This is a genomic window from Sphingomonas sp. Leaf4, assembly GCF_920939515.1.
Classification (GTDB): Bacteria; Pseudomonadota; Alphaproteobacteria; order Sphingomonadales; family Sphingomonadaceae; genus Sphingomonas.
The window spans coordinates 335039-359896 of record NZ_CAKLBB010000001.1; the positions used below are offsets into that span (position 1 = coordinate 335039).

General features: G+C 65.7%; 14 protein-coding genes. 6 read left to right on the forward strand and 8 right to left on the reverse strand.

Going from position 1 to position 24858, the window contains the following annotated elements:
• The first annotated feature begins 29 nt into the window (after window positions 1–29).
• A complete protein-coding gene (locus tag LRA89_RS01470; RefSeq protein ID WP_230635840.1) occupies window positions 30–11972 on the forward strand; it encodes a LysM peptidoglycan-binding domain-containing protein in 11943 nt (3980 codons plus the stop codon).
• A gap of 387 nt (window positions 11973–12359) precedes the next feature.
• Entirely contained in the window at window positions 12360–12896 is a 537-nt protein-coding gene (locus tag LRA89_RS01475) for an RNA 2'-phosphotransferase (protein WP_230635842.1), read from the forward strand.
• A 114-nt stretch (window positions 12897–13010) separates the two neighbouring features.
• On the opposite strand, the gene thyA is transcribed toward LRA89_RS01475, so the two are convergent.
• The 7 genes from thyA to LRA89_RS01510 all read right to left on the reverse strand — a co-directional run bounded on the left by thyA (window position 13011) and on the right by LRA89_RS01510 (window position 18647).
• Window positions 13011–13907 carry a thymidylate synthase gene (thyA, locus tag LRA89_RS01480; protein WP_230635844.1) on the reverse strand — a complete coding sequence of 299 codons (897 nt, stop codon included), beginning with the start codon at window positions 13905–13907 and terminating at the stop codon, window positions 13011–13013.
• Between the two features lie 162 nt (window positions 13908–14069).
• The gene (locus LRA89_RS01485; protein ID WP_230635846.1) at window positions 14070–15428 is read right to left on the reverse strand and encodes an ammonium transporter; all 1359 of its coding nucleotides are present in this window, start codon (window positions 15426–15428) and stop codon (window positions 14070–14072) included.
• Window positions 15429–15439: 11 nt separating this feature from the next.
• The gene (locus LRA89_RS01490; RefSeq protein WP_230635848.1) at window positions 15440–15778 is read right to left on the reverse strand and encodes a P-II family nitrogen regulator; all 339 of its coding nucleotides are present in this window, start codon (window positions 15776–15778) and stop codon (window positions 15440–15442) included.
• Between the two features lie 147 nt (window positions 15779–15925).
• Window positions 15926–16129, reverse strand: a complete 204-nt coding sequence (locus LRA89_RS01495; RefSeq protein WP_055758042.1) for a putative signal transducing protein — start codon at window positions 16127–16129, stop codon at window positions 15926–15928.
• On the reverse strand, window positions 16129–17550 hold the full coding sequence (tldD, locus tag LRA89_RS01500; protein WP_230635850.1) for a metalloprotease TldD: 1422 nt from the start codon (window positions 17548–17550) through the stop codon (window positions 16129–16131). The genes LRA89_RS01495 and tldD overlap by 1 nt, the downstream gene beginning before the upstream one ends.
• A gap of 230 nt (window positions 17551–17780) precedes the next feature.
• Window positions 17781–18197, reverse strand: coding sequence for a DUF4279 domain-containing protein (locus LRA89_RS01505; RefSeq protein WP_230635852.1), 417 nt, complete (start codon window positions 18195–18197; stop codon window positions 17781–17783).
• Between the two features lie 222 nt (window positions 18198–18419).
• Window positions 18420–18647: a zinc-finger domain-containing protein gene (locus tag LRA89_RS01510; RefSeq protein WP_056498779.1), complete on the reverse strand. Its 228-nt coding sequence runs from the start codon at window positions 18645–18647 to the stop codon at window positions 18420–18422.
• 87 nt (window positions 18648–18734) lie between these two features.
• On the opposite strand from LRA89_RS01510, the gene LRA89_RS01515 reads away from it, so the two are divergent.
• From LRA89_RS01515 to LRA89_RS01530, 4 genes are all read left to right on the forward strand, one after another.
• The gene (locus LRA89_RS01515) at window positions 18735–19679 is read left to right on the forward strand and encodes an ABC transporter ATP-binding protein (RefSeq protein ID WP_230635853.1); all 945 of its coding nucleotides are present in this window, start codon (window positions 18735–18737) and stop codon (window positions 19677–19679) included.
• A gap of 556 nt (window positions 19680–20235) precedes the next feature.
• Complete coding sequence (gene nadB / locus LRA89_RS01520; protein ID WP_056498782.1) at window positions 20236–21825, forward strand: L-aspartate oxidase; 1590 nt, start codon at window positions 20236–20238, stop codon at window positions 21823–21825.
• 119 nt (window positions 21826–21944) lie between these two features.
• Window positions 21945–23021: a serine hydrolase gene (locus tag LRA89_RS01525; protein ID WP_230635855.1), complete on the forward strand. Its 1077-nt coding sequence runs from the start codon at window positions 21945–21947 to the stop codon at window positions 23019–23021.
• A gap of 57 nt (window positions 23022–23078) precedes the next feature.
• On the forward strand, window positions 23079–24233 hold the full coding sequence (locus tag LRA89_RS01530) for a hypothetical protein (protein WP_230635857.1): 1155 nt from the start codon (window positions 23079–23081) through the stop codon (window positions 24231–24233).
• A 3-nt stretch (window positions 24234–24236) separates the two neighbouring features.
• Here the strand turns inward: LRA89_RS01530 and LRA89_RS01535 are convergent, their stop codons facing one another.
• Window positions 24237–24839: an HAD-IA family hydrolase gene (locus LRA89_RS01535; RefSeq protein WP_230635859.1), complete on the reverse strand. Its 603-nt coding sequence runs from the start codon at window positions 24837–24839 to the stop codon at window positions 24237–24239.
• Window positions 24840–24858: the final 19 nt, after the last annotated feature.

A 24858-nucleotide genomic window follows, 5' to 3' on the forward strand; every position in this document is an offset into this window, starting at 1 on the left:
CGGTGTCGACTTGGGCGGGGACAAGGGCGATGGTTGCGATCTTTACCGGGGCGGGCACGGGTTTCGAGCGCGGTTCGGGCAATGTGCTGGGGGCGGGCGGCACCGCCGGCAATGCCGGCACGGGGCGGAATGGCGAGCAGGTGATGCTCAACGCCGCCAACGGCAATCTGGCGGTCAGCCAGCGCGACGATTTCCTCGTCGGGCGCGGTCCCGACGCGGCGATCCTGCGCACCTATAACAGCCACGGCGACTGGGTCGACGACAACAGCGACAACTGGCGGATGAGCAACCAGCGCCGGATCCATACGCTGACCGGTAGCGTCAACACCGCCGGCAGCACGGTGAAGCGCACCGGTGCCGACGGGTCGGTCACGACCTTCACATGGAGCACCGCCGAGAGCGCCTATGTCTCGACCGAGGGGAGCGGGGCATTCGACCAGATCCGCTTCGATCAGCAGTGGCGTTGGACCGATGGCGATACCCGGATCGTCGAAACCTATGCCGGTCCCGACAACCAGATCAGCGAGATCGCCGACCCCAGCGGCAACAGGATCAGCTTCTCGTATTCCGGCCTCAAGCTGACGCGGACGAGGACCGAGGATGGCGGGACGATCGATTATGAGTGGTCGGGCAACAATATCACCAAGATCACGACCGGCTACCGCGACGTGGCGACCAGCCTGACCGCCTCCGCCGTACGCACCCGTTATGGATATGATTCGCTCAACCGGTTGCAGACGGTCGAGGTCGATCTCAGCCCCGACGACAATTATACCGGCGATGGCAACACTTATGTCACGACCTATGCCTATCACGGCAATACCCGCAATCTGGCGGCGATCACCCAGTCGGACGGATCGTGGACCGCGTTCGATTACGACGCGGCGAGCCGGGTCAACCGCATTACCCAAGCGGTAACGGGCACGACCAACCGCGTCACGACGATCGCTTATGACAGCGGCGCGACGGTCGTTACCGATCCTGCCGGACAGGCGACGAAGTTCGAATACAACGCCGACGGATCGCTGCGCACGCTGATCGCGCCGCCGGCCAGCGCCGGTGAGGCGCAGCAGATCACGCGGTTCAGCTATACCGCCAGCGGCGACGTGGCGAGCGTCACCGATCCGGCGGGGCGCACCACGCGCCACGTCTATGACACGCGCGGCAACGCGGTCGCCACGCTGGAACCCGATGGCGGCGTGGTTGTGCGGACGTTCAACGCCGACAATCAGGTGCTGACCGAAGCGCGCGACGCCAACCGGGTGCCCAATGCCGCCGTCTCCTTCTCGTCGGAGGGATGGTATTATCCCTATGATCCCCACCACATCGCCAACGGTCCGATCCAGACCGGCAACTGGCAGAACAAGAACTTCATCCGCGGGCATTACAAGGCCACCGCGGCGGGACAGGTCATCTCGATCGGATCGAGCAACTTCGCGGTCCAGGGGGGCGAGCGGCTGTTCGTCGGCACCGGCCTGGAGGCATGGACGCCGATCAGCAGCCAGACGCTGAAGGTATGGTGGTCGGACAGCAGCGGCGCCGTGATCGGTGGGACCGACATCGCCTCGGTCAACGGACCGCAATATTATGATACCAAGGTTTCGGCGTTCATCGACGTACCGGCCAACGCCGTGAAGGGGCGTATCGAACTCTATGGCTGGTCGGCCGGTGCCGGCGAAGGGCATATGCTGCTCGTCGAGCCGACCGTCGTTCGCGTTCCGGTCGGGACGACCCAGGCACCGGCGTTCGGCGCCTATGCCGCCGACAGCGGTCCTTCGGTCAACCGCTATGTCTATGATTCGGCCAAGCGGCTGGCCTACGTCATCGACGGCGAGGGCGGCGTCACCGAGCATGTCTACAACGGCTTCGGTCAGGTCGGATGGACCGCGACCATGACCAACAAGTGGGTCGACAACGGATGGTTCGGGCCGACCGGTACGCCGAGCCTGACCGACATGCAGAACTGGATGAACGCGCAGGACCGGAGCGGCGCGATGGTCGCCGCCTATACCTATGATGCGCAGGGCAATCTGAACTCGGAGGTCCGTTACGGCACGACCGGATCGAACGGCTACGGCAGCGGCGCGGACGGCTACAGCTACACCACTTTCCAGTACGATCGTGCCGGCCAGTTGATCGGCCGGGTGAACGGGCGTGGCTGGCTTCAGGAGGCGCAGGAAGGGCGGCTGGGACGCTTTTTGCAGGAAGCGGGCATCCGCACCGGCGGGCAGACGCTGAGCAAGCGCTACACGCTCAACCCGGCAAGCGCACGAACCGCGATCGATGCCGATCTCATCAAGCTCGACAGTTGGGACGGCGAGCAGATGACGGTGTATCTGAACGGCACGGCCGCCTTCTCGTTCGTGCCGGAAACGGCTTTGGGAACCGGCGTCGATGCATTGTCGGGGCAGTTATCGGTCGGCGGCGTGACTGGCACCTGGTCGATCATTTCGCCCGGGCAGGATTTGCATGTCGCCGGTGCGGGGAACTTCAGCGACCGGGTCTATCGTCTGCACCTTGATCTGCGAGGAGCCGGTGGGGGGATCACGCTGGGCCTTGGTTCGACGCTCGATCAGGAGCGGGCGGATGAATCCTTCGGCATCGACAATATCGTCGTCACGCAGGACGGAGCGTTCGACGATTTCGAGAACGGGTCGCCCGCCGGCTGGACGCTGAACGGATCGCCCGCGCCGATCCTGCCGGTGCAGCGCGGCCAAAGCTCGGGAATGAGCGCGTCGCTGGGACTGATCGGCGGCAGCGGCGGGGCGGAAGCGCTGTCCAAGACCTATGGCCTGAACGCCGGGCAGCCCAAGGCGAATGTCGATTTCGACTTCACCAAGACCGATAGCTGGGACGGTGAGAGGCTGTCGGTATTCCTCAACGGCACGCGGATGTTCGATTTCGTGCCCCGCGCCTATTGGGGGCCGGGTGCGAACATGGCGAACGGCAGCTTCGATGTCGGCGGCCTGCGCGGCACCTATCGCATCACGCCGCTGGGCGAGGAACGTTTCGTCACCACCACTCCCGACTGGGAGGAACTGAGCTACCACGTCCAGATCGAGGTCGAGGGGACCGGCGGTTCGTTGCGGGTCGGCTTCGGCGCGACGCTCGACGAGGCGGTGTCGAACGAAGCCTATACGATCGACAGCGTCCGCGTGGGCCAGCCCGCGCAGGTCGACACCTTCACCGGCGACAGCCTGTCGGGCTGGGGTTCGCCCGGCGGTGCGCCGATCCTGGTCGGCAGCGGGGCGGGCGATCCGACCGTCCTGCCGGCGCAGGAAAGCTTCGTGTACGACGGTCTGGGGCGGTTGATCGCCTCGACCGACGCGAGCGGCGCGACGACGCGGATCGTGTTCGACGATCGCAATTCGCGCACGATCATGGCGGTGGCGACCGGGCTGACCACCGTGTCGACCTACAACCGTGCCGGCGAACTGATCGCCAGCAACCGGTCGGGCAGCTTCATGACGAGCGGCGCCGAGACGTTCGTGTACGACACGCTCGGCCGCCCGCGCATGCGCGTCGATGCGTCGGGCAACGCCAGCTACTGGCTGTACGATGCCGCCGGCCGCAAGGTCGCCGACATCGGCCACGGCGGGCAGATGACCGAATATCGCTACAATATCGCCGGGCAACTGACCGCGACGATCCAGCATGCCTTCACGGTCGCTGCCAACCACCTGAATACGCTGGCGAGCGGTGCCGCGATCGACATCGGCACGCTGCGGCCGGATCATCATAGCCAAGATGTCATCGTCTGGAATGTCTATGATGCCACCGGTCGGTTGACCGGACGGGTCGACGGGGCCGGCACGGTCGTCGAATATGGCTATGCCGCCAACCAGCAGGTGGCGTGGACCCGCGCGTATCGCAACCGGCTGAGCGTGGATACGGTCTGGCCGTTTCGCAACAATCCTCCGACCGGTCTGGTCCGGCCGCCAGTCAGTGCCACCGATTCGGTTTCGCGCAACTTCTATGACCGGGCGGGGCGGCTGATCGGCGCACTTGACGGCGAGGGGTATCTGACCCGGTACGAATATGATGCCGCCGGGCGCAAGACGCGCGAATTGCGTCCGTCGAAGGTAACGGCGGCCAACCTGCGCCAGTCGGGAAGCTATGCCGAACTGGCGGCGAGCGTCGGCCCCGATGGCCTCGATCACGACGAACGCTACATTTATGACAATCAGGGGCTGCTCCGCTTCAGGACGGATGGCGCGGGCCGGCTCACCGAATATCGCTACGACAGCGGGCAGAGCGTTACCTCGCCCAGCGGTCCGGTCCAGACCATCGTGTACGAACGGTCGGTCGGTGCGCTGAACGCCTATGATTTCGTGACGGTGCGGGATGCGATCGCGCAGCAGGGTCTCGGCACCTTGCCCGGCAACCGGACGAGCCATGCCGTGTACGATCGTGCCGGACGGCTCGCCTATACCATCGATGCCGAGGGCACCGTTGCCGGCATCGGCTATGACGCGGCCGGACAGCAGGTGCGATCGACGGTGTATGCACAGCGTCGCCCGACCGGATCGTTACCGTCCAAGGCCGAGATGGACCAGTGGGCGCGCGGCAACGCCAATGGCGGCGACCGGACCGTCCGCACGTTGCGCAATGCGGCGGGGCAGGTGCGCTTCACCGTCGATGGCGAAGGCTATGTCACCGGCAATGATTATGACGCCGATGGCCGCGTGCTGCGCACGATGCGCTGGGATACGCAGGTATCGATCGATGACGCCGCAACCGTCGCCACCCTTGCCGCGACGCTCGGCAATCCGGCCACGGCGAACCACTTCGTCTATGACGCGCTCGGCCGGCTGGTCGAGCAGGCCGATGGCGAAGGCAACCGCACCCGCCGCTTCTATGGCGCGACCGGCGTGCTGCAATATGAGATCACGCCCTTCGCGTCGGCCGGTCAGGTCACGACATGGTATGATTACGACGGTGCCGGTCGCGTGCGGCAACGGATCGATGCCGCCGGCAGTAGCGATGCGGCGACGACGCAGTTCGAATATGACGGTCTGGGCAATCTGACCGCCGAAACCGACCCGCTCGGCCGGACGACCCGCCACGAATATGACCGCGCCGGGCGGCGCACTGCGACGGTCGATGCGCTGAACGGGCGAAGCGTCTTCGAATATGACGCCTTCGACAATGTCGTCCGCGCGACCGATGCGCGGGGCAATGCGACGCTGCGCTATTACGACAAGCTCGACCGGGTCGTCGCGGTACGCGACGCCGAGAATTACGTCACCGAAACCAGCTACACCGCCTTTGGCGAAATCGCACAGGTCACGCGCCGCGCCAGCCGGGCGACCAACGCCGCCTCGCCGACCGATCGGCCGACCGTCGCCAGCGACGCGCGCGATGCTACGACCCGCTTCCGCTACGACAAGCGCGGGCAGGTGATCGTCACCACCGATGCCGAGGGTTTTTCCGAACATCGCTGGTACGACGGTTTCGGCAATGTCGTGCAAGTGCAGAACAAGGTCGGCGGTATCGTCCGGCGTTCCTATGACCGTCGCGGACTGATGGTCGGGGAAACGACGGCGCATGGATCGAGCGCCCCGGACGGGACGCGCCGTGCCGCCGATGTGTCGATCGCCGAACTGGATGTAGCGTTCTATCGCACGACCTATCCCGATCTGGCGGGCGTGGACGACAATGGTCTTCGCGCGCACTGGACGAACCACGGCTGGAAGGAAGGACGCCGCCCCAACGCCTTCTTCGATCCGGCCTATTATCTCAGCACCTATTCCGACGTCGCCGCCGCACAGATCGACCCGCTGAAGCACTATCGCGAATACGGCATGGCGTACGAAGCGCGGCGCGGTGCCGCCGCTGCCTCCACCATGCCGCTCCAGTCGACCGGTGGCACGGTAAGCTGGCTGCAATATGACGCCCGCGGCAATCTGACCCGGCGGATCGAGGCGGCGGGACTTCCCGAGCAGCGCTTCACCACCCTCGTCTACGACAAGGCCGATCGCCTGATCGAGACGCGCGGCGATACGTTCAGCACGGTCGATCCGACCACCTATCATTTCCAGCCGGCGACGGCACCGGTCGAGCGCACGATCTATGACCGACGCGGCAATGCGATCGAACGGATCGATGCGCGCGGCGGGCGTACGCTGGCGTGGTACGACGCGCTGAACCGCAAGATCGCCGAGGCGAACCCGGTCGGCACGCTGTCGACCTGGACCTACGACAAGATGGGCAACGTCATGTCGGCCAAGGTGTACGAAAAGCCGATCGCGCTGCCCGCCGATGCGCGCGGGGTGCCGCCGACACCGGTATCGGGATCGGACGTGCGCGAGACGCGGTTCGGCTATGACCAGTTGAACCGGCTGCAATGGCAGGAAATGGTCGGTGTCCGTTGGGGCGCGGGCGGTCCGGGGGCGTACCAGACGGCCATCGGCAATCTCCGCACGAGCTATGTCTACGACGCGAACGGCAACGTCCTGTCGTCGACCGACGGCGCGGGGATCACGCTCCATTCGACCTATGACCGGGCGAACCGCAAGCTCCGCCAGGCCGATGGCGAGCGGTTCGTCACCGAATGGCAATATGATGCGGAATCGAACGTGGTGCAGGAGCGGCGCTATGCCACTGCCGCCACGCAGGTCGCGCCGGGCGTCATCACCCCCGCCGACCAGTCGGGCGACGACCGGGTCACCAGCTTCACCTATGACTGCAACGGCCGGCGTACGAAGGAAACGCGCCACGGCGTCGTCGCCTATGCGACCAATGGCAATGGTGGCATCGTCGAGGTGGCCGCGCGCGACCAGAGCATCCGCTACGACTATACCGCGCTGGGACAGGTCTATGCCAAGACCGAGGCGACCGGCGAGGAAACCCGCTACGCCCATGATATGTCGGGGCGGCTGCGGTATGAATCGCGCGCGGCCTATGCCGACGCCGCGGGGCAGACGGTCAATCCGGCGGTAAGCTATTTCTACGACGCGGTCGGCAATCTCGTGCGGACCGAGCAGCACGGCAGCGCGGGCGTCAGCGCCCGCGTCACGACCTATGCCTATGGTCCCGGATCGCTGCTGTCATCGATGACCGATGCGGCGGGGGCCACCACCAGCTATTACTACAACGTCGCCGGCGACCTGCTACGGCAAGCCTATACCCGGACGACGATCGACGCTGCGGGCAGCAGCGACAAGGCCGAGGGCATTTTCTACACCCGCGACATCCTCGGTCGCGTGACCAGCGAGGCCAAGGGGAGCTGGGACGGATCGCAATGGGCGCGCGGCGATACCGTCCGTTCGCGCTACAACGGCTTTGGCGAGGTTGCGGCACGCGGCGTCGGCACGGCGGCCAGCACCAAGTTTCAGGAAAGCTTCCGCTACGATGGCGCCGGGCGACTGGCGGCAAGCAACACCGGCGACGGCGTCTGGCGCTACTATGTCTATGACGCTGCCGGACGTCAGACGCTGACGATCGCCAATCTGACGCGCGAGGACCTGCTCGACAAGACGCAGGACCAGGCGATGGAGGTCGCGCGGGGCGGCGGCAGCATGATCGGCGCGCAGAACGTCGGCGGGCTGCACCTGACGTTCCAGTTCCACGACGCGCGTGGCCTGTTGCTCGGAAGCAGCGAGCCCTTCGCCCAGACCGGGGCCACGACGACCGGCCGCTCGCGTTCGCTCGGCTATACCGCGTTTGGCGAGGTCGCGTTCGAAACCGACTTCCTCGGCAACCGGACAGACTACGGCTACAATACGATGGGTCGCGTCGCGACCGTGCGGCGGGCGCAGGTCGAAGCGTACGGCGAAGACGGAACGATGGCGCTGGTGCGCCCGCAGGAACGCAACTTCCACGACCGCTCGGGCCGGCTGATCGGCAGCGAGGATGCGCTGGGCCGGTGGCAGAGCCGCGAATTGCTGGCGGGGACCGGCTATGCCGGCAGCGAGGCGATCGCGACGCGGACATGGGCGAACGGCCCCGGCCGGGGCGTGCTGGTCCAGCGTTACGACGGGTTCGGCGACCTGCGCAGAAGCATCGACGAACTGAACAACGAAACCGCCATGGACTATGACGCCATGGGCCGGCTCACCGCCGTCTATCGTCCGGGCAACATCCGCGAATATTACCGCTACGACCAGCTTGGCCAGCGCATCAAGCACTGGAACGTCGGCTATGGCGAGGACAAGGCCGCGCTTACCCAATATGATATGCAGGGGCGCACGATCTGGACCCGCGCGCTCGGCGGGGCGGGGGCCGATACTGTTTCGACCACGCGGGCATGGGCGGATTCGATCGGCGTCAGCCATTTCGCGCAGCAAGGCGGATGGGCGGAGACGGCGACCTACGCCAACGGCAAGACGACCATCACCCGGACCGACCGCTTCGATCGCACGCTCGAGACGGTCGACATGGGCGGGGGGGCGAACGTGTATGGCTATGACTATGGTGGCCGGCTCACGAGTGAACTCCGCAAGGCGAGTTCCAGCGGCGCGGTGCTGCGCGAAACCATCTACGAAACGCTCAACACCGGCGTCGTCAGCCGCGTGCTTCGTCAGGAGGTCGAACCCTACGGCCCCCGGTCGGATTCGATGGAAACGACGGCCGGCTACGACCTGAACGGTCGCAAGACCAGCGAGAAATCGTGGCGGTGGGAAGCGGGAACGAAGATCCAGACGCAGAACGCGACCTCGACCTATGATGCGCTGGGACGCCGGACGAGCTGGATCGAGGCGGGCAGTGGCCGCGACGCCCCGGCCGCATCGATAACGCATCGCTATGACGCGGTCGGCAACATCCGCAGCACGAAAACGGCGTCGAAGGGGCTCAACGATCAGGGGAATGAATATGCGAGCTTCGAAACGAACGAGTGGTTCCGCTACGATCATCGTAACCGGGTAGTTCACAGCAGCAAACGCAATCCCGACGGCACGACGATCCAGGGGAAGAGCGTCGACACGCTGTACAACGACGCCGGGCAACGGGTGACGGCAACCTATGCGATCTGGTTGCCGGCGACGGTCAACAATCCATGGGATTATGATGATCGTCAGTCGAGCATCGAGACTTCGTTCGAGGGGAAGCGTCGGGAAGACTATACCTATACTGCGCAGGGAACCTTGTCCGAAGTTCGGATCGCCGAATCCGGCTATTCCGACAATGGCGACGGCACGGCGACCGGCATCGATCCCACCGCTCCGGGACGTCTGACCGCACGCTATACCTATGACGAACTGGGTCGTATGCGGCGTCAGGTCGAATGGTCCGGCGACGGCTCGCGGGTCATCCACGACCGGCAGACGCATTACGATGCGTTCGGCCGTTTCGCCTGGGAAAGTAGCGTCACGCGCGATGTCAGCAATGTCATCCGCCGGACGAACAGCTTCAACAGCTACACGCGCGGCGGCGAATATGCGCTGGGCACGGTTCTGACGCAGTTGGTGAAGACCTTTACCATCGCTTCGACCAACGCGAACGCCTCGTCGAGCGAGATCACCGAGGAGGGCAAGTTCGAGTATGAGGCGACGACGCAGAGCTATGTCGGGTGGTACGGCGGTGCGGTGACGGCCTCGACGGTCACGAAGCAGAAGGACAAGACCGACCGCACCAGCAGCTATGGCTACGACGTCTCCGGCACGCTGACGTCGGTCGCGATCACCGATGCGCGTTCGCGTACCGTATCCTATCGCAACGATCTCGCCGGACAGGTGCTGGAGCGGCGCGAGCAGGACGGGAACACGGGCAAGGGCGATCCGCGCGCCGTCACCTACCGCTTCGACGGCCAGCAGCAACTGGAGATCGGCAACGACGGCACCGACGCGGTCGATTATCAGACCTCGCTCGACCGGCGGCGGGCGGTGCAGGGGACGAATGCTTTCCGGAACGGCGCGCTCTCCGGCGAGAGTCACATGCAGGGCGGGCAGGGCGCGGACGTCATCAACAGCGTGTCGCAAGGCTCGGCGGCGGGCAGCTACACGGTGCGCGGTGGCGAGACGCTGGGCGATATCGCCCGGCAACTGTGGGGCGATGCGAGCCTGTGGTACAAGCTGGGCGAGGCCAATGGGCTGGGCGCCGGTGCCGCGCTGTTCGAGGGGCAGCGGCTGACGATCCCGCCGAACGTCCTGCGCGTGGCCAACGGCGCGACGACGTTCGAGCCCTACGACCCGGCATCGGCGATCGGCGACACCAGCCCGACGGCGGCGGTGCCCAAGGGGCGGCGCAACAAGTGCGGTGGCCTGGGCGCGGTGCTGGTCGCGGCGGTCGCGATCGTGGCGGCGGTGTATCTCGCGCCGGCGATTATCGGGGGTACCGCAGCCACAGGTGCCACCGGGCTGACTGCTCTTCTTGGTGGTACGACTGCCGCGAGCGGCTCGGCTGCGGCGATCGGCGCGGGAGTCATCGGCGGTTCGATCGCTGGCGCGGCCGGTTCGATCGCGGGTCAGGGGCTGGCATTCATGACCGGCCTGCAGGACCGCTTCAACTGGAGCAGTGTCGCGCTGGCGGCGATCGGCGGGGGCATCGGCGGGGGCATCGGCGGTGCCGGTATCCTGAATGCGACGAAGGGCGTCTCGGCGTTTCTCGAAGGCGGCGTGCGCGGGGCGTTCGGCAACGTCCTGACGCAGGGTGCGTCGATGGCGTTCGGCCTCCAGAAGAAGTTCGACTGGGCGGGGCTTGCCGTCGCCGGTGTCGCCGGCGGTGTCGGGCAGGGGATCAGCGGATCGAACACCTCGACCGGCCGGCAGATCGTGTCGGGATCGGCCGCGACGATCGCCGGTGCCGCGATCCGCGCGGCGGTGACGGGCAAGAGCTTCGGCGACAATGTGCTGGCCGTGTTGCCCGACGTGATCGGGACGACCGTCGGGCGGCTGGTCGGGAATGCGGTGGCGCGGCAGGCGGCGGTAACGGTGGAATCGACAGCCGCCGTTAGTCAAGATGACGGCAGTTACGCGGACAATAGCAGTTACGCCGTGGAGGAAACTTCGCTTGAGGACATCGCTCAAGCCAGTCGTATCCAGACGGCACTGACACTTGCCGACGGTAACGTCGACAGCGCACGGCAGTTATTGAAAATACTCCACGGCAATAGCTACGATGTAGCATCACAGGCTGCATCTGAAGCAGCGCAAAGCACCAACATCGTCAACGGTACGATATTGGATGGAGACCACAAGGGATACACCGGACCCATCGCCATAGGTAATTTCGGTGACCATTGGGACCGGAACGCGACCAGCTTCGGACACTATCAAGAGACCAAGGGTAAGTACCATTGGGTAGAGAACACGACGGTAATGGTCAAGGCCAACGCCGACCTCGCATCGTTCGATCGGCAGGTCGGCATCGCCCTTGCGGCTCCGATCGTGCTGAGCGGGCTGGCTGCGGCGGGTGCGCCGATCGTGCTTTCGGGTGCGCGCATGGCCATGTCCGGGATACGCGGGTTTGCTTACTCCAATGCGCTTCGTCTCAGTGTGCTGGGTGAAATCGGCGGAGAAGTAATTACCGGTGTGCCCAGTGTCGTTTCGGTCGCGGCAGTCGGCACAGGTGGGGTGGCGCATTCATCAAAGATAACGAATTTCAGGATTGCGTCGCTCTTTGACATGGGCACTAGTTCGCCCCGGTTGACGTTTAAGTCCCCACTGCTTGCCGCAGAGAGGGCAGTGCTGGGTGAGGCTAATTTCGCCCAGAAATCTTTCAAGGCTACTTTCAGTGAGGAAGGGGCATTTGCTGGTCGGAGGGTAAGCGATGTGGCTAGTGATATTCGTGCTGGCCGCATCTCGCCTTCTGATGTGCCGCTTGATTATATAGTTCGCGAGGGTAAACCTATCATACTGAACACGCGGTCCGCACAGGCACTCGAACAAGCAGGTGTGCAGAGAAGCCAATGGAACGGCGTCAATAGAACAGGAGATGCGTTTTTCGAGGAACTGCTAAGCGGCCAACTGAGCCGCAACAAGCTGGGGCCTCAAGGAACGCCTACAGTTCGACCAGGAAGCGGGCGACACTAGTATGACTAACCGAACTGCCTTGTATAAAATACCAGTTCCATCGACCGATTTTGTCGATGACGCGGTTTTATGCGGAAATATTGTAAGATATGGATATCTGAAAGGCAATGTTGAATTGAAATCTGGAATAGTTTTTAGCAATGTCAAGGCAAAGAAGACTCGTGCTCAAATCGCATGCACTCCTTGGCATATTAAAGATGCATATGATGTTCTGGTCGAGATAGAGGAATCGGATTGGGTAAACGAGATTCTACTCGAAACAAGAGATAGGCGAAAGCGGAGTGGTGAGGTATGGGAGCTTCATCATTATCTGATGTATCTAGATGGGTCGGGCTGTATTGAAGTTGTCGCAGCATCTTGGAAGGCTCTCGAAGAGGAGCGCGGATCGTGGACTTAACCCCTTTGAGCCGCGTCGTCTCACATGCTCTTCGCCACGAGCCGTGGCTGTATGAGCTGGAACTGGACGATAGTGGGTGGGTGTCCGTGGATGCCCTGCTTGCCGCGCTTCGTGCCGAAAAACCTGCTTGGGCGGGCTTGAGCGAGGCCGATCTGTCGCGGATGATCGAGCAATCGGACAAAAAACGTCACGAACTGCGCGCTGGTGGAATCCGTGCGCTATACGGCCATTCGACCGTCCGGAAGCTCATGAAGGAACCTGCTCAGCCACCTGCCGTATTGTTTCATGGCACGGCCCCTGAAACCGCAAGGCTGATACGGGAAGAAGGGCTGAAGCCGATGGGGCGGCAGTATGTCCACCTATCAACCGACAAGGTTACTGCTAAGCAGGTTGGCAGGCGCAAGGCCGAAGACCCGATAATCTTGCATATTCAGGCGGATGAGGCATACAAGTCAGGCGTTCCCTTTTACCGTGGTAATGATTTGGTTTGGCTGGCCGATATCATAGTGCCTGAGTTCATTGGATAAGGCTGCTAATAGAGATCAATATGAAATAATATGTCGAGACTTGTTCACAGTCGGTGCCGGTAGTGGTCATCACCGTTAGGATTTAAGTTCTGATCAACCAGACTGAAAGACGACTCACACCGCCACCTCGCCCCGGATCGCCGCATGGGGAGCATATCCCTCCACAACGAAATCCCCGATCGCATAGCCATCGATCCCCGCCGCCCGCCGCGCCAGCCGCATCGTCGGTAATGCCCTCGGCTCCCGCCCACATTGCTCGCGCGCCTGGTCGAGATGGTTCAGGTACAGGTGCGCATCCCCCGCCACCCACACCAGTTCCCCCGGTCGCAGGTCGGCCTGATCGGCGAGCATCAGTTGCAGCGCGGTCGCGCCGACGAAGTTGAACGGTGCGCCGAGCAGCAGGTCGACCGAGCGCTGGAACAACAGGCAGTTGAGGCGGCCGTCCGAGGTGACGTGATACTGGTACACCATGTGGCACGGCGGCAGCGCCATCTGGCCCAGCTCGCCGACGTTCCAGCCGTGGAACAGCATCCGCCGGCTCGCCGGATTGGTGCGCAGCGCGTGGACGAGGTCGGCGATCTGGTCGTGTTCGCGGCCGTCGCTGCCTAGCCAGCGGCGCCATTGCTTGCCGTATACCGGCCCCAGGTCGCCCCAGCGCGCGGCGAAGGCGTCGTCCTCGACGATGCGTTGTTCGAACGCTTCCTGCGTGATCGTCTCGCCGGTGTCGCGGCGATAGGCGGCGAGCGGCCAGTCGGTCCAGATGCGGACGTTGTCGCGCAGCAGCGGTTGGATGTTGGTGTTGCCGGTCAGGAACCACAGCATCTCGCGGACCGCCGTTTTCCAGTAGACGCGCTTGGTCGTCAGGATCGGCACCTGCCCCTGGCTCAGATCGAAACGCAGCATCGCGCCGAAGACCGAGCGGGTGCCGACCCCGGTGCGGTCGATCCGTTCGTCGCCATGGTCCAGCACCTGCCCCAGCAGATCGAGATACTGGTGTTCGGGGTGGCGCATCGTCGGGGTCTTTCGCTTCACGGCGTAGGGTTGCGCCGGCCTAGGCCAGCGGCCGCCAATAAAAAAGAGGGCCGGTGCGTCGCCGCACCGGCCCAGTGTTTTTCCGCAGGAGGAAACTGTTGGTCGGGTGGGGGAAGGTCGCCCCGCCACCCGAAAGAAAGATCAGATGTTGTAGGCGCGTTCGCCGTGTTCGCCGAGGTCGAGACCTTCCAGTTCGACTTCCTTCGAGACACGGCCACCGGTGAGCGCCTTGGCAACGAACCACGCGATGGTGGTGCCGACGGCGGCCCAGACGATGGTGACGAGCACCGCGAAGACCTGCACGCCGAGCTTGGCGCCCATGTCATAGTCCGCCGCACCCGGTCCGCCGAGCGACGGGGCATAGACCACCGCCGTGCCGATCGCGCCGATGATGCCGCCGATCCCGTGGATGCCGAAGGCGTCGAGCGAGTCGTCATAGCCAAGCTTGGGCTTCACAACGGTGACGGCGAAGAAGCAGACGACCGAGGCGACGGCACCGAGCACGATCGCGCCGAACGGACCCGAGTTACCCGCTGCCGGGGTGACCGCGACGAGGCCGGCGATGATCCCCGAGCAGAAGCCCAGTGCCGAACCCTTATGCCCCGAGAACTTCTCGGCAAGCATCCAGAACAGGCCGGCCGATGCGGTGGCGACGAAGGTGTTAATCATGGCGAGGCCGGCGGTGCCGTTGGCTTCGAGCGCCGAGCCGGCGTTGAAGCCGAACCAGCCCACCCACAGCAGCCCGGTGCCGACCATGGTGAGGGTCAGCGAGTGCGGTGCCATGCGCTCGGTCGGGAAGCCGAGGCGCTTGCCGAGGAGCACCGCCAGCACCAGCGACGAGACGCCGGCGTTGATGTGGACCACGGTGCCGCCGGCGAAGTCGAGCGCGCCCGCCTTGAAGAAATAGCCGCTCGATGCCCACACCATGTGCGCGATCGGCAGGTAGGTGATCGTCAGCCACACGATCGCGAAGACCATGACCGCCGCGAACTTGATCCGCTCGACGACCGAGCCAAGCACCAGCGAGATGGTGATCGCGGCGAAGGTCATCTGGAAGCAGATGAAGACATATTCGGGGATTTCGACCCCGGCGGTGAAGGTCGCCGCCTGCGAGGCCGGCGTGACCCCGGCGAGGAACGCCTTGGCCGGGCTGGCGATGAAATTGGCCAGCGTCGCGCTCGACACGTCGGGGCCGAAGGCGAGCGAATAGCCGTACATCACCCACAGCAGCATCGCGAGCGCGCTGACCGCGCCGATCTGCGTCATGACCGACAGCATGTTCTTGGTGCGGGTAAGTCCGCCGTAGAACAGCGCGAGGCCGGGCAGGATCATCATCAGCACGAGGATGGTCGACACCATCATCCAGGCGGTATCGCCCTTGTCGACGGTTGCCGCCGGTGCGGCGGCGGGTGCCTGAAGTGCGGCATCCTGCGCCCATGCGGGCAGCGCGGCAAACAGGCCGAGGCCGGCACCGGCCAGCAATTTCATTGGATGTTTCATGATGCCCCCCATCACAAAGCGGTCAGATCGGTTTCGCCGGTGCGGATGCGCACCGCCTGGCCGACGTCGAGCACGAAGATCTTGCCGTCGCCGATCGCGCCGGTGTTGGCGGCGACCTGCACCGCCTCCACGACGCGCGCTGCGATGTCGCTGTCGCAGACGACCTCGATCTTGATCTTGGGCACCATGTTGGTGCTGTATTCCGCGCCGCGATAGATTTCGGTCTGGCCCTTCTGCCGGCCGAATCCCTTGACCTCGGTCACGGTCATGCCCGCGACCCCGATCTCGGTCAGCGCTTCGCGTACCTCATCCAGCTTGAACGGCTTGATGATGGCGATGACTAGTTTCATGTCGCCCCCTCGTCGCTTGTTTCCCTTAGGCGGCTACATCGCAAGGGGCGTGCCAACCGCAAGAACGGCGCGTTTCGGGCGGTTCCGCCGCTGCCTCAATCGTTACCAAGCGGTAAAATTGTGCAACGCGGCAGAGTTGCCTATTTTTCAGGCAGGATCGGCCAGCAACGCGCGGGCAGCAGCGAGGTCATCCTCGTCGACCATGACGCGCACCGGGACCAGCAACCAACTCCCCTCGGCGAAACTGGTTTCGCTGTCGAAGGCGATCGCGGGCAATCCTTCGCTTGTTAGCCGGCCGACGATGATCTGCGCCTCGACGCGGGGAAAGCGGCCGAGTTCGACCAGCGCCATCAGGCGGTGCCGCCGACGGTCAACCCGCCGACCAGCAATGTCGGCTGGCCGACGCCGGCGGGGACCGATTGCCCGGCCTTGCCGCACATGCCGATGCCTTCGTCGAGCGCGAAATCGTTGCCGACGCCGAGCACCTTGGTCAGCACGCTGGGGCCGTCGCCGATCAGCGTCGCACCCTTGATCGGGGCGCCGATCCGGCCGTTCTCGACCCGGTACGCCTCGGTGCAGGAGAACACGAACTTGCCCGAGACGATGTCGACCTGCCCGCCGCCGAAGGATTTGGCGAAGATGCCGTTCTTCACCCGCGAGAGCAGCTCGGCCGGATCGTCGTTGCCGGCGGTCATGAAGGTGTTGGTCATGCGCGGCATCGGCGCATGGGCGAAATCCTGTCGCCGGCCGTTGCCGGTGGGGGCGACGCCCACCAGCCGCGCGTTCAGTCGGTCGTGGATATAGCCTTTGAGGATGCCGTCCTCGATCAGCACATTTTCCTGCGTCGGCGTGCCCTCGTCGTCGATCGAGAGCGAGCCGCGCCGGTCGGCGATCGATCCGTCGTCGATCACGGTCACGCCGGGGGCGGCGACGCGCTCGCCGATGCGACCCGAAAAAGCACTGGTGCCCTTGCGGTTGAAGTCGCCTTCGAGGCCGTGGCCGATCGCTTCGTGGAGCAGGATGCCGGGCCAGCCGGGGCTGAGCAGCACGGTCATCTCGCCCGCCGGGGCGGCGACCGCGTCGAGGTTCACCAGCGCCTGGGCGAGCGCCACGTCGATCGCGCGGTTCCACGTCGCCGGGTCCATCAGCGAATCGTAGAGATAGCGGCCGCCGATGCCGAAGCTGCCGGTTTCGCGGCGGCCGTTCTGTTCCACGACGATCGAGACGTTGAGGCGAACGAGCGGACGGACGTCGGTGGCGACGAAGCCGTCGGGGCGGACGATCTCGACGACGCTCCACGATCCGAGCAGGCTGGCCGAAACCTGGCAGACGCGCGGGTCGCGGGCGCGGGCGGTCGCGTCGATCGCCTGACACAGCGCCACCTTGTCGGCGAAGGGCACGAGGTCGAGCGGGTCGGCGGCGGTATAGAGATGGCGGTTGTTCCCGCGCGGCGGCGGGGCCTTGGCACCCTTCGCCGGATCGATCAGCGCCATCGTTTCGCCGGCGCGGCGGATGGCGGCTTCGGACAGTTCGTTGGCATGGGCGAAGGCGGTCGTCTCACCCGACACCGCGCGCAGACCGAAGCCGGCGTTGGTGTCGTAGGACGCGGTCTTCAGCCGCCCGTCGTCGAAGCCGAATGCTTCCGAGCGGCGGTACTGGAGGTAGAGTTCGCCGTCCTCTGCGTTCGCGAGCGTAGCCTGCGTGGCGCGTAGCGCGGCGGCGGGATCGAGGTCGCCGGAATAGAGGTACGAGCGGGGGTCGGTTGGGGTCATTTACCCAATATAGGGCGGCGGGAGTGTGGGGGAATGGGGCGGCAAAGTTTACACTAACCGAGGTGTCCGGCGGGGTGCGCGGTCAGGTTGTCTGGTCAGGTTCGCACGATTTTGCCGGGGCCAAAGGTTACACGCCGGTCGTTCGCCAAGGGCCGGATCATTCCGCCGGCGGGTGATCCCGGGATGGCGAGTCATCGCAATCGCGTGCTTTTCCGACCGACGGGCTGGTGTCAGTGGGGGTCGTCCGCGCTGTAAATATCGAGGTCGAGCAGCAGGCCGCGCTCGCCGGTCCTGGTTAGCGTTTCCGGCTGGAAGGTCACACCCTCGTTGCCGCTGGCGAGGAACAGGCCGCAGAAAATCCGTCCGCGATACCGCCCGGCCAGCGAGCGCCACCGGGGCAGATCATCCGACAGGCGATCGAGCAAGTCGTTGATCTGACCATCGGGATCACCGGGCTGGCGGCGTTCGGATACCAGCCGCCACTGGCCCCGGGTGGCGATTTTCTCCGCGCCGGTGGCGGTGTGCCAAGGGTCGCCTTTCCTGACGCCGACGGTGGGTGTCGCGCCGAGCGCCTGCGTAATCTCTACTGGATCGAGATCGTCGCCGAAGAAGCCGAGCGAAACTGCCGAGGTGTGGAGTTGTCCCATACGTGTTGGATTGCACGATCACCGGACGACCGGCAACGCGCGGGTGCAGAGGTGAGGGCTGCACGATTCAAGGAACGTGCGGTAGCCTGTCAGGTTGCGGGCGTGTAGGACAGGGGGGTCGGGCGCGCCGCGGCGAAGCCGCGTCGTCGGTCGCGGGGCAAGGGCGAGCTTGCCCTGCGCCGGCCGGCCGGGCGCTGGTATTCGCTCGACCTTCGGTCGATCTCAGCGCCCGGCGCCGTCCCCATGATCCTTCAACGTCGACTGGTCCGCGCCATCGGCCGGGCTGCCCGCCAGGATGAAGCGGCGGTCGCAATAGCCGCAGTCGACATAGCCGGTTTCGTCGATCTGGAGCCAGACGCGCGGATGGCCGAGTGCGGGCGCGATCTCGCCGCCACCGTCGCAGGCGACGCGAGGGGAGGTGACGCGGAAGGTTTCGGGCGGTGGCAACATGGATAGCGCGAATAGCAACGTGGCCGCCGCGCGACAAGTTGGATCGGCACTTGGCGGCGCACGCCCATGCGCGTAATCGCCACAGCCATGACCAGCCCCCACACCGACGCCGCCATTTCGATCCGCGACCTGTGCAAGACCTATGCGGGGGGCAAGGGCGGGGCGGAACCCAAGCGCGCGCTGGATGGGGTGTCGTTCGATGTGCCTCGCGGGCAGATTTTCGGGCTGCTGGGGCCGAACGGGGCGGGCAAGTCGACGCTCATCAACACGCTGGCGGGCCTCGTGAACAAGACATCGGGCACGGCGTCGATCTGGGGCTTCGACATCGACAAGCACCCGCGCAACGCCAAGGCGTCGATCGGGATCGTGAACCAGGAAATCCTGTTCGATCCGTTCTTCACACCGTCCGAGACGCTGGAGATTCAGGCCGGGCTGTACGGCGTGCCCAAGGGGCAGCGGCGGACGATGGACCTGCTGCGCGCGGTACATCTGGAGGACAAGGCCAACGCCTATGCCCGGACGCTGTCGGGCGGCATGAAGCGGCGGTTGATGGTGGCCAAGGCGATGGTCCATTCGCCGCCGGTGCTCGTGCTCGACGAGCCGACCGCCGGGGTGGACATCCAGCTTCGCCAGCAACTCTGGGATTATGTGCGCGACCTCAACGCGCAGGGGGTGACGGTGGTGCTGACCACCCATTACCTCGAGGAAGCCGAGCAATTGTGCGACCGGATCGCGATCATCAACCACGGCCGGGTGGTGGCGAATGAACCGACGCGCGCGCTGATCGGGCTGGCGCAGGAGAAGGTGGTCGAACTGACGCTGGACCGCGACGTGGCCGCGCTGCCCGATGCGGGCTGTTTCGAGAAGGTCGAGCGCAAGGGCGAGCGGGTGCTGGCGGTGACGTATCGCAAGGACGTGGCGAACGCGGGCGAGGTGCTGGCGGCGGTCGCGGGGCAGGGATACGGCATCGTCGACGTAGTGACGCGCGAGGCCGATCTGGAGGATGTGTTCCTCAATCTGACCAACGTTTGAGGGGTTAAGAAGGCCGGTTCACGCGAAGGCGCGGAGACGCGGAGGGGGTGCGTGGCCGGATGCGCCCTCGTTTCTTCCCCGGCGGTGATGGTGGCGGACGTGATCGGCAGGCGGGACCGCTCTGCGCCTCCGCGCCTCTGCGCGAACAACCTTCTTTCAGCCTTGCCGGGTTTTCGGGACCATCGCCCAATCCGATCACCTCCGTCATCCCGGCGAAGGCCGGGATCCATGGTTCCGCGAGCGCCGACGCCGGCGGGTGCGCGGCGCGGTGGATCCCGGCCTTCGCCGGGATGACGAAATGGGTGTGGCGGGTGTCCAGGGGTCATCGCTGGCGTGGATAAGAGGTTCGCGCGGAGGCGCGGAGGCGCAGAGGGGCGCTCGCTCGTGGTGGCTGGCGTGGTTGTCGTGAACGGGTTGTGGTAACGGCGGCGCTTGTGGGACGCCGGACCCCCTTCGTGTCTCCGCGCCTTCGCGTGAACGCCTGGCTCCCCCTACCGCCTTGTAACCCGCCGGCAAACCCGCGTAGGCGGGGGTGAAACGAACCGCGGAGAGCCCCTTGCCCAACGATGCGTGCCAGTCCGACGTCCTCATCATCGGATCGGGTGCGGCGGGGCTTACCGCCGCGCTGAACCTTGCCGAGCGGTTCCGGGTGACGGTGCTGGCCAAGGGCGCGCTGAACGAAGGGTCGACCGCGTGGGCGCAGGGCGGGATCGCCGCCGTGCTCGAACCCGGCGACACGTTCGAGAACCATGTCGAGGACACGATGGTCGCGGGCGCCGGCCTCAACGACCGCTCGGCGGTGGAGTTCGTGGTCGAGGGCGCGCCGGCGGCGATCGAGCGGCTGGCGAAGCTGGGCGTGCCGTTCAACATGAACGGCGACGCGCTGCACCTGACGCGCGAGGGCGGCCATTCGCACCGCCGCATCGTCCATGTCGACGACGCCACCGGATGGGCGGTGCAGGAAGCGCTGATCCGCGCGGCGAAGGCGCATCCCAACATCACCCTGCTGCCCGACATGGTCGCGGTCGACCTTGCGACCAGCCGGCACGAGCAGCGTTATTCGGGGGCAGGGAATGTATGGGGGGCCTATGCCTTCAACCGCGCGACCGACCGGGTGGAGCTGTACACCGCGCGGGCGACGATCCTCGCCACCGGGGGGGCGGGGCGGACCTATCTGTTCAGCACCGCGCCGCGCGGGGCGACCGGCGACGGCATCGCGATGGCGTGGCGCGCGGGGTGCCGCGTGTCGAACATGGAATTCATGCAGTTCCACCCGACCTGCCTCTACAATCTGGAGGTCAAGAACTTCCTGATTACCGAGGCGGTGCGCGGCGAGGGCGGCAAGCTCCTCAATCCCACGACGGGCAAGAATTTCATGCCCTATTATGATCCCCGCGCCGAACTGGCACCGCGCGACATCGTCGCGCGGGCGATCGATGCCGAGATCAAGCGCTTTGGCCTCGATTACGTCCATCTCGACATCAGTCACATGGACCCGGACTTCGTGCGCGGGCACTTCCCCAACATCCACGACAAGCTTTTGGGGCTAGGCATCGACATGACGCGGCAGGGCATCCCGGTGGTGCCGGCGCAGCATTATACCTGCGGCGGGGTGGTGATCGACCGCGCGGGGCGGGCCGACCTGCCCGGGTTGTATGCGGTGGGCGAGGTATCGCAATCGGGACTGCACGGCGCCAATCGCCTCGCGTCCAACTCGCTGCTCGAATGTTTCGTGTTCGGCGAGGCGGCGGCGGCGGACATCGCCGCCCGCTGGGGCGACCTGCCGCCGCCGCCCGCGATCCGGCCGTGGGACGAAAGCCGCGTGGCCGATTCGGACGAGGAAGTCGTCATCAAGCAGAACTGGACCGAAATCCGCCGGTTCATGTGGAATTACGTCGGCATCGTGCGCACGACCAAGCGGCTGGAGCGCGCGCGGCACCGCATCGCGATGCTGAACGAGGAAGTGGCCGACTATTACGGGCATTTCCGGGTGACGCCCGACCTGATCGAACTGCGCAACCTGTTGCAGTCGGCCGATCTGATCGTGCGATCGGCGTTGCACCGCAAGGAAAGCCGGGGGCTGCACTATACGCTCGATTATCCCGAGACGGCGGCGGCGGCGGTGGACACGATTCTGGTGCCCTGAAAGCGGTTTCGCGGTTCGTCGTTCGTACCGGGTATTTCGTCGCAACCGCTCGGTCGCGCGCTTTGCCGTTCACCCGATACCAACCATGGTGCGGGTAGCGGGGTGTGATGGGCGTAGGCATGAAGAAGTTGGTCCGGTCGCGTGGAGCGATGTTGGCGGTGGGACTGGTGAGCGTAGGCGCGATCGGCGTGGCGACACGGACGATGCCGCCACAGGCGCATGCCAGCGCCGAACGCTATTCGGTGGCAGTGCCGCTGCCCGCGCAGACCCGGCCCGCGCCGGCAGCACTGGTGCAGGCGATCAACGCGCTGGGCGGCGGGTTCCAGGGCCATGTCGGCATTGCCGTGCGCAGCATCGACGACGGCTGGGTCGTCGGCCATGCGATGGACCGGCGGATGCCGCAGCAATCGGTCAGCAAGCTGTGGGTGGCGATGACCACCATGAGCGCGATCGACGAGGGCCGGCTGGCGCTGACCACCCCGGTCGCGATCACGCGCAGCGACCTGACGCTGTTCCACCAGCCGATCGCCTATCTGATGAAGGACGGCGTGTTCAACACGACGGTCGGCGACCTGCTGCGCCGGGCGCTGACGATGAGCGACAATACCGCCAACGACAAGCTGCTCAACCTCGTCGGCGGGCCGGTGGCGGTGCGCGACTTCATCGCCAGCCGGGGGCTGGGCAACATCCGCTTCGGTCCGGGTGAGCGGTTGTTGCAGGCGAGGACCGCCGGCCTGCCGTGGAAGCAGGAATATTCGCAGGGCAATGCGTTCGCGCAGGCGCGGTCGCGGCTCGACCCCAACGTGCGGCGCGCGGCCTATCAGGCCTATGTCGCCGATCCGCCCGATGGCGCGGGCGCGGGGGCGATTGCCGACGCGCTGGCGCGGCTGCACCACGGCATGCTGTTGTCGCAGCAGTCGACCGCGTGGCTGCTCGACACGATGGCGCATACCCGTACCGGGCGCGCGCGCATCCGCGCCGCGCTGCCGCCTGGGTGGAGCGTCGCGCACAAGACCGGGACCGGACAGGATCTGGCCGGGCGCACCGCCGGGTTCAACGACATCGGCATCATCACCGCGCCGGACGGCAAGGCCTATGCGATCGCGGTGATGATCGGCGATACCGCGCGGCCGGTGCCCGAACGCCAGCAGTTGATCCAGACGGTGGTGTCGTCGATCGTGGCGGTCCACGGCTGAGCTTGCCGGCAGGCGGGGGAGGCGGCATCCTGCGCTGAACAGGCGGGGGGCGGGGATGTGCTGCGATCGATCGCGACGGTGCTGGGGGCGATGGTCTGGCTGTCGGCGACGGTCGAGCCGTCGTGTGCCGATAGCTGGGAACTGCCGGAGGTCATGACCTATCCATCGGCCAACGGGCGGGCGCGGATGATCGTGACGCCGCGCGATCTCGACAGCCAGTTGGCGTATTTCGAGGATATGGTCGACGGCAAGGCAACGCCGGGGCAGCGTGAGGACGGGTCGAAGGCAGCGCGGGCACGCGTCGAGACGATCCAGGGCGGCCAATGGCGCGTGGTATGGGACCGGCCAATCCCCAACGGGGTGGCCCCGGTCAAGGCGATCGTGCGCGACGACGGGCGCTACGCCGCGACGTTCGACGACTGGCACGGCACCGGTTACGGCCCGAACGCGGTCGTGCTGTATGGGCCGGACGGCAAGGTCGTGCGGCGGCTGTCGCTCGGTGATGTTTTGCCGGCATTCTATGTCGATGCGTTGCCGCACTCGGTCAGTTCGATCGACTGGCGGGGCGTGCCGCGCTTTTCCGACAATGGGTCGCGGATCATGCTGCCGATCGTCATTCCCGAGCACGGCTATGTGCGCGACGCGCGTACCGTCGACCTGACGATTCGCGTGTCGGACGGGGCGGCGTCATTCGCCGATGCGTGGGACTGGGGGCGGGCGCGCACGGCGGGCTGCCGCGTCTACCGCGCGAAGCTGGCGGCCGAGGCCGAGCACAAGGCAGCGTTCCTCGCCCCGTTGCGCCGACCAACGATCAACGATGAGCGAAGCTGGCACGACTATCTGAACGAGGCGAGGGCGCGCCGGTTCGGCGACGGCCGCAGTTCGTGGACGACAGTGCTGCGCAAGCCAGACGCGCCCGACTATGCCGTATCCGAAGGCTGGGTGCGCGAGCGGCTGACCGATCCGACGATGGGCGATGCAGCGTTCGCTACCTTGTCGGAGGAGCATCTGGTCGCGGTGGTGCGCCGGATCGCGGCGAGCGTGCCGGCGTGGCGGATGCGCGGCACGACGCTGTATTTCGCGGTTTCCGCCGATCGCTGGTCCGCGATCGAAGCGGCGCTGCGCCACACCGGCGCGACGCTGGTGCAGTTCGATCCCGATGTGTCGATCGCGCAGCGCCGCGATCGGATCGCGTCGCGCTATGGTGCCTGAAGGTCAGCGATAGTCGGTGATCGCGTAGGTTCCCTCTTCTGCGGCGACACGCGGTCCGACGATGGCGACGGCGGCGCCCGCCGCCTTGCCCGCCGCGACGCCGGCCGGCGAGTCCTCGAACACCAGACAATCCTCCGGGGCGACGCCCAGTCGCTGCGCGGCGAGGCGGAAGCCCTGCGGGTCGGGCTTGCCTTCGCTCACATCCTCGGCGGTGACGAACACCGGCGGCAGCGGCAGGCCGATCGCGTGCAAGCGGACTTCGGCGAGGTTGCGCGGCGCGGAGGTGACGATCGCCCAGTCGGTCAGGGCGAGGGTGGCGATCAGTTCCCGGATGCCGTCGATCGCGACGATGCCGTCGACATCCGCCAACTCGGCGGCGTTGAGCCATGCCGCCTCGGCGTCGACATCCATGCCCGGCGTGGCGAAGCGGCGTACCGTGTCTTCGCCGCGGACGCCGTGGCAGACCGCGATCAGCGCGTCGGCGTCGATGCCGTGGCGCTCGCACCAGCGCCGCCACACGCGCTCGACCGCCGCGCTGGAATCGAGGAGCGTGCCGTCCATGTCGAACAGGAAGGCGGCGTAGGGCGTATCGCGGAACATCGGCATGGAGTGCCGGTAGCGTGGG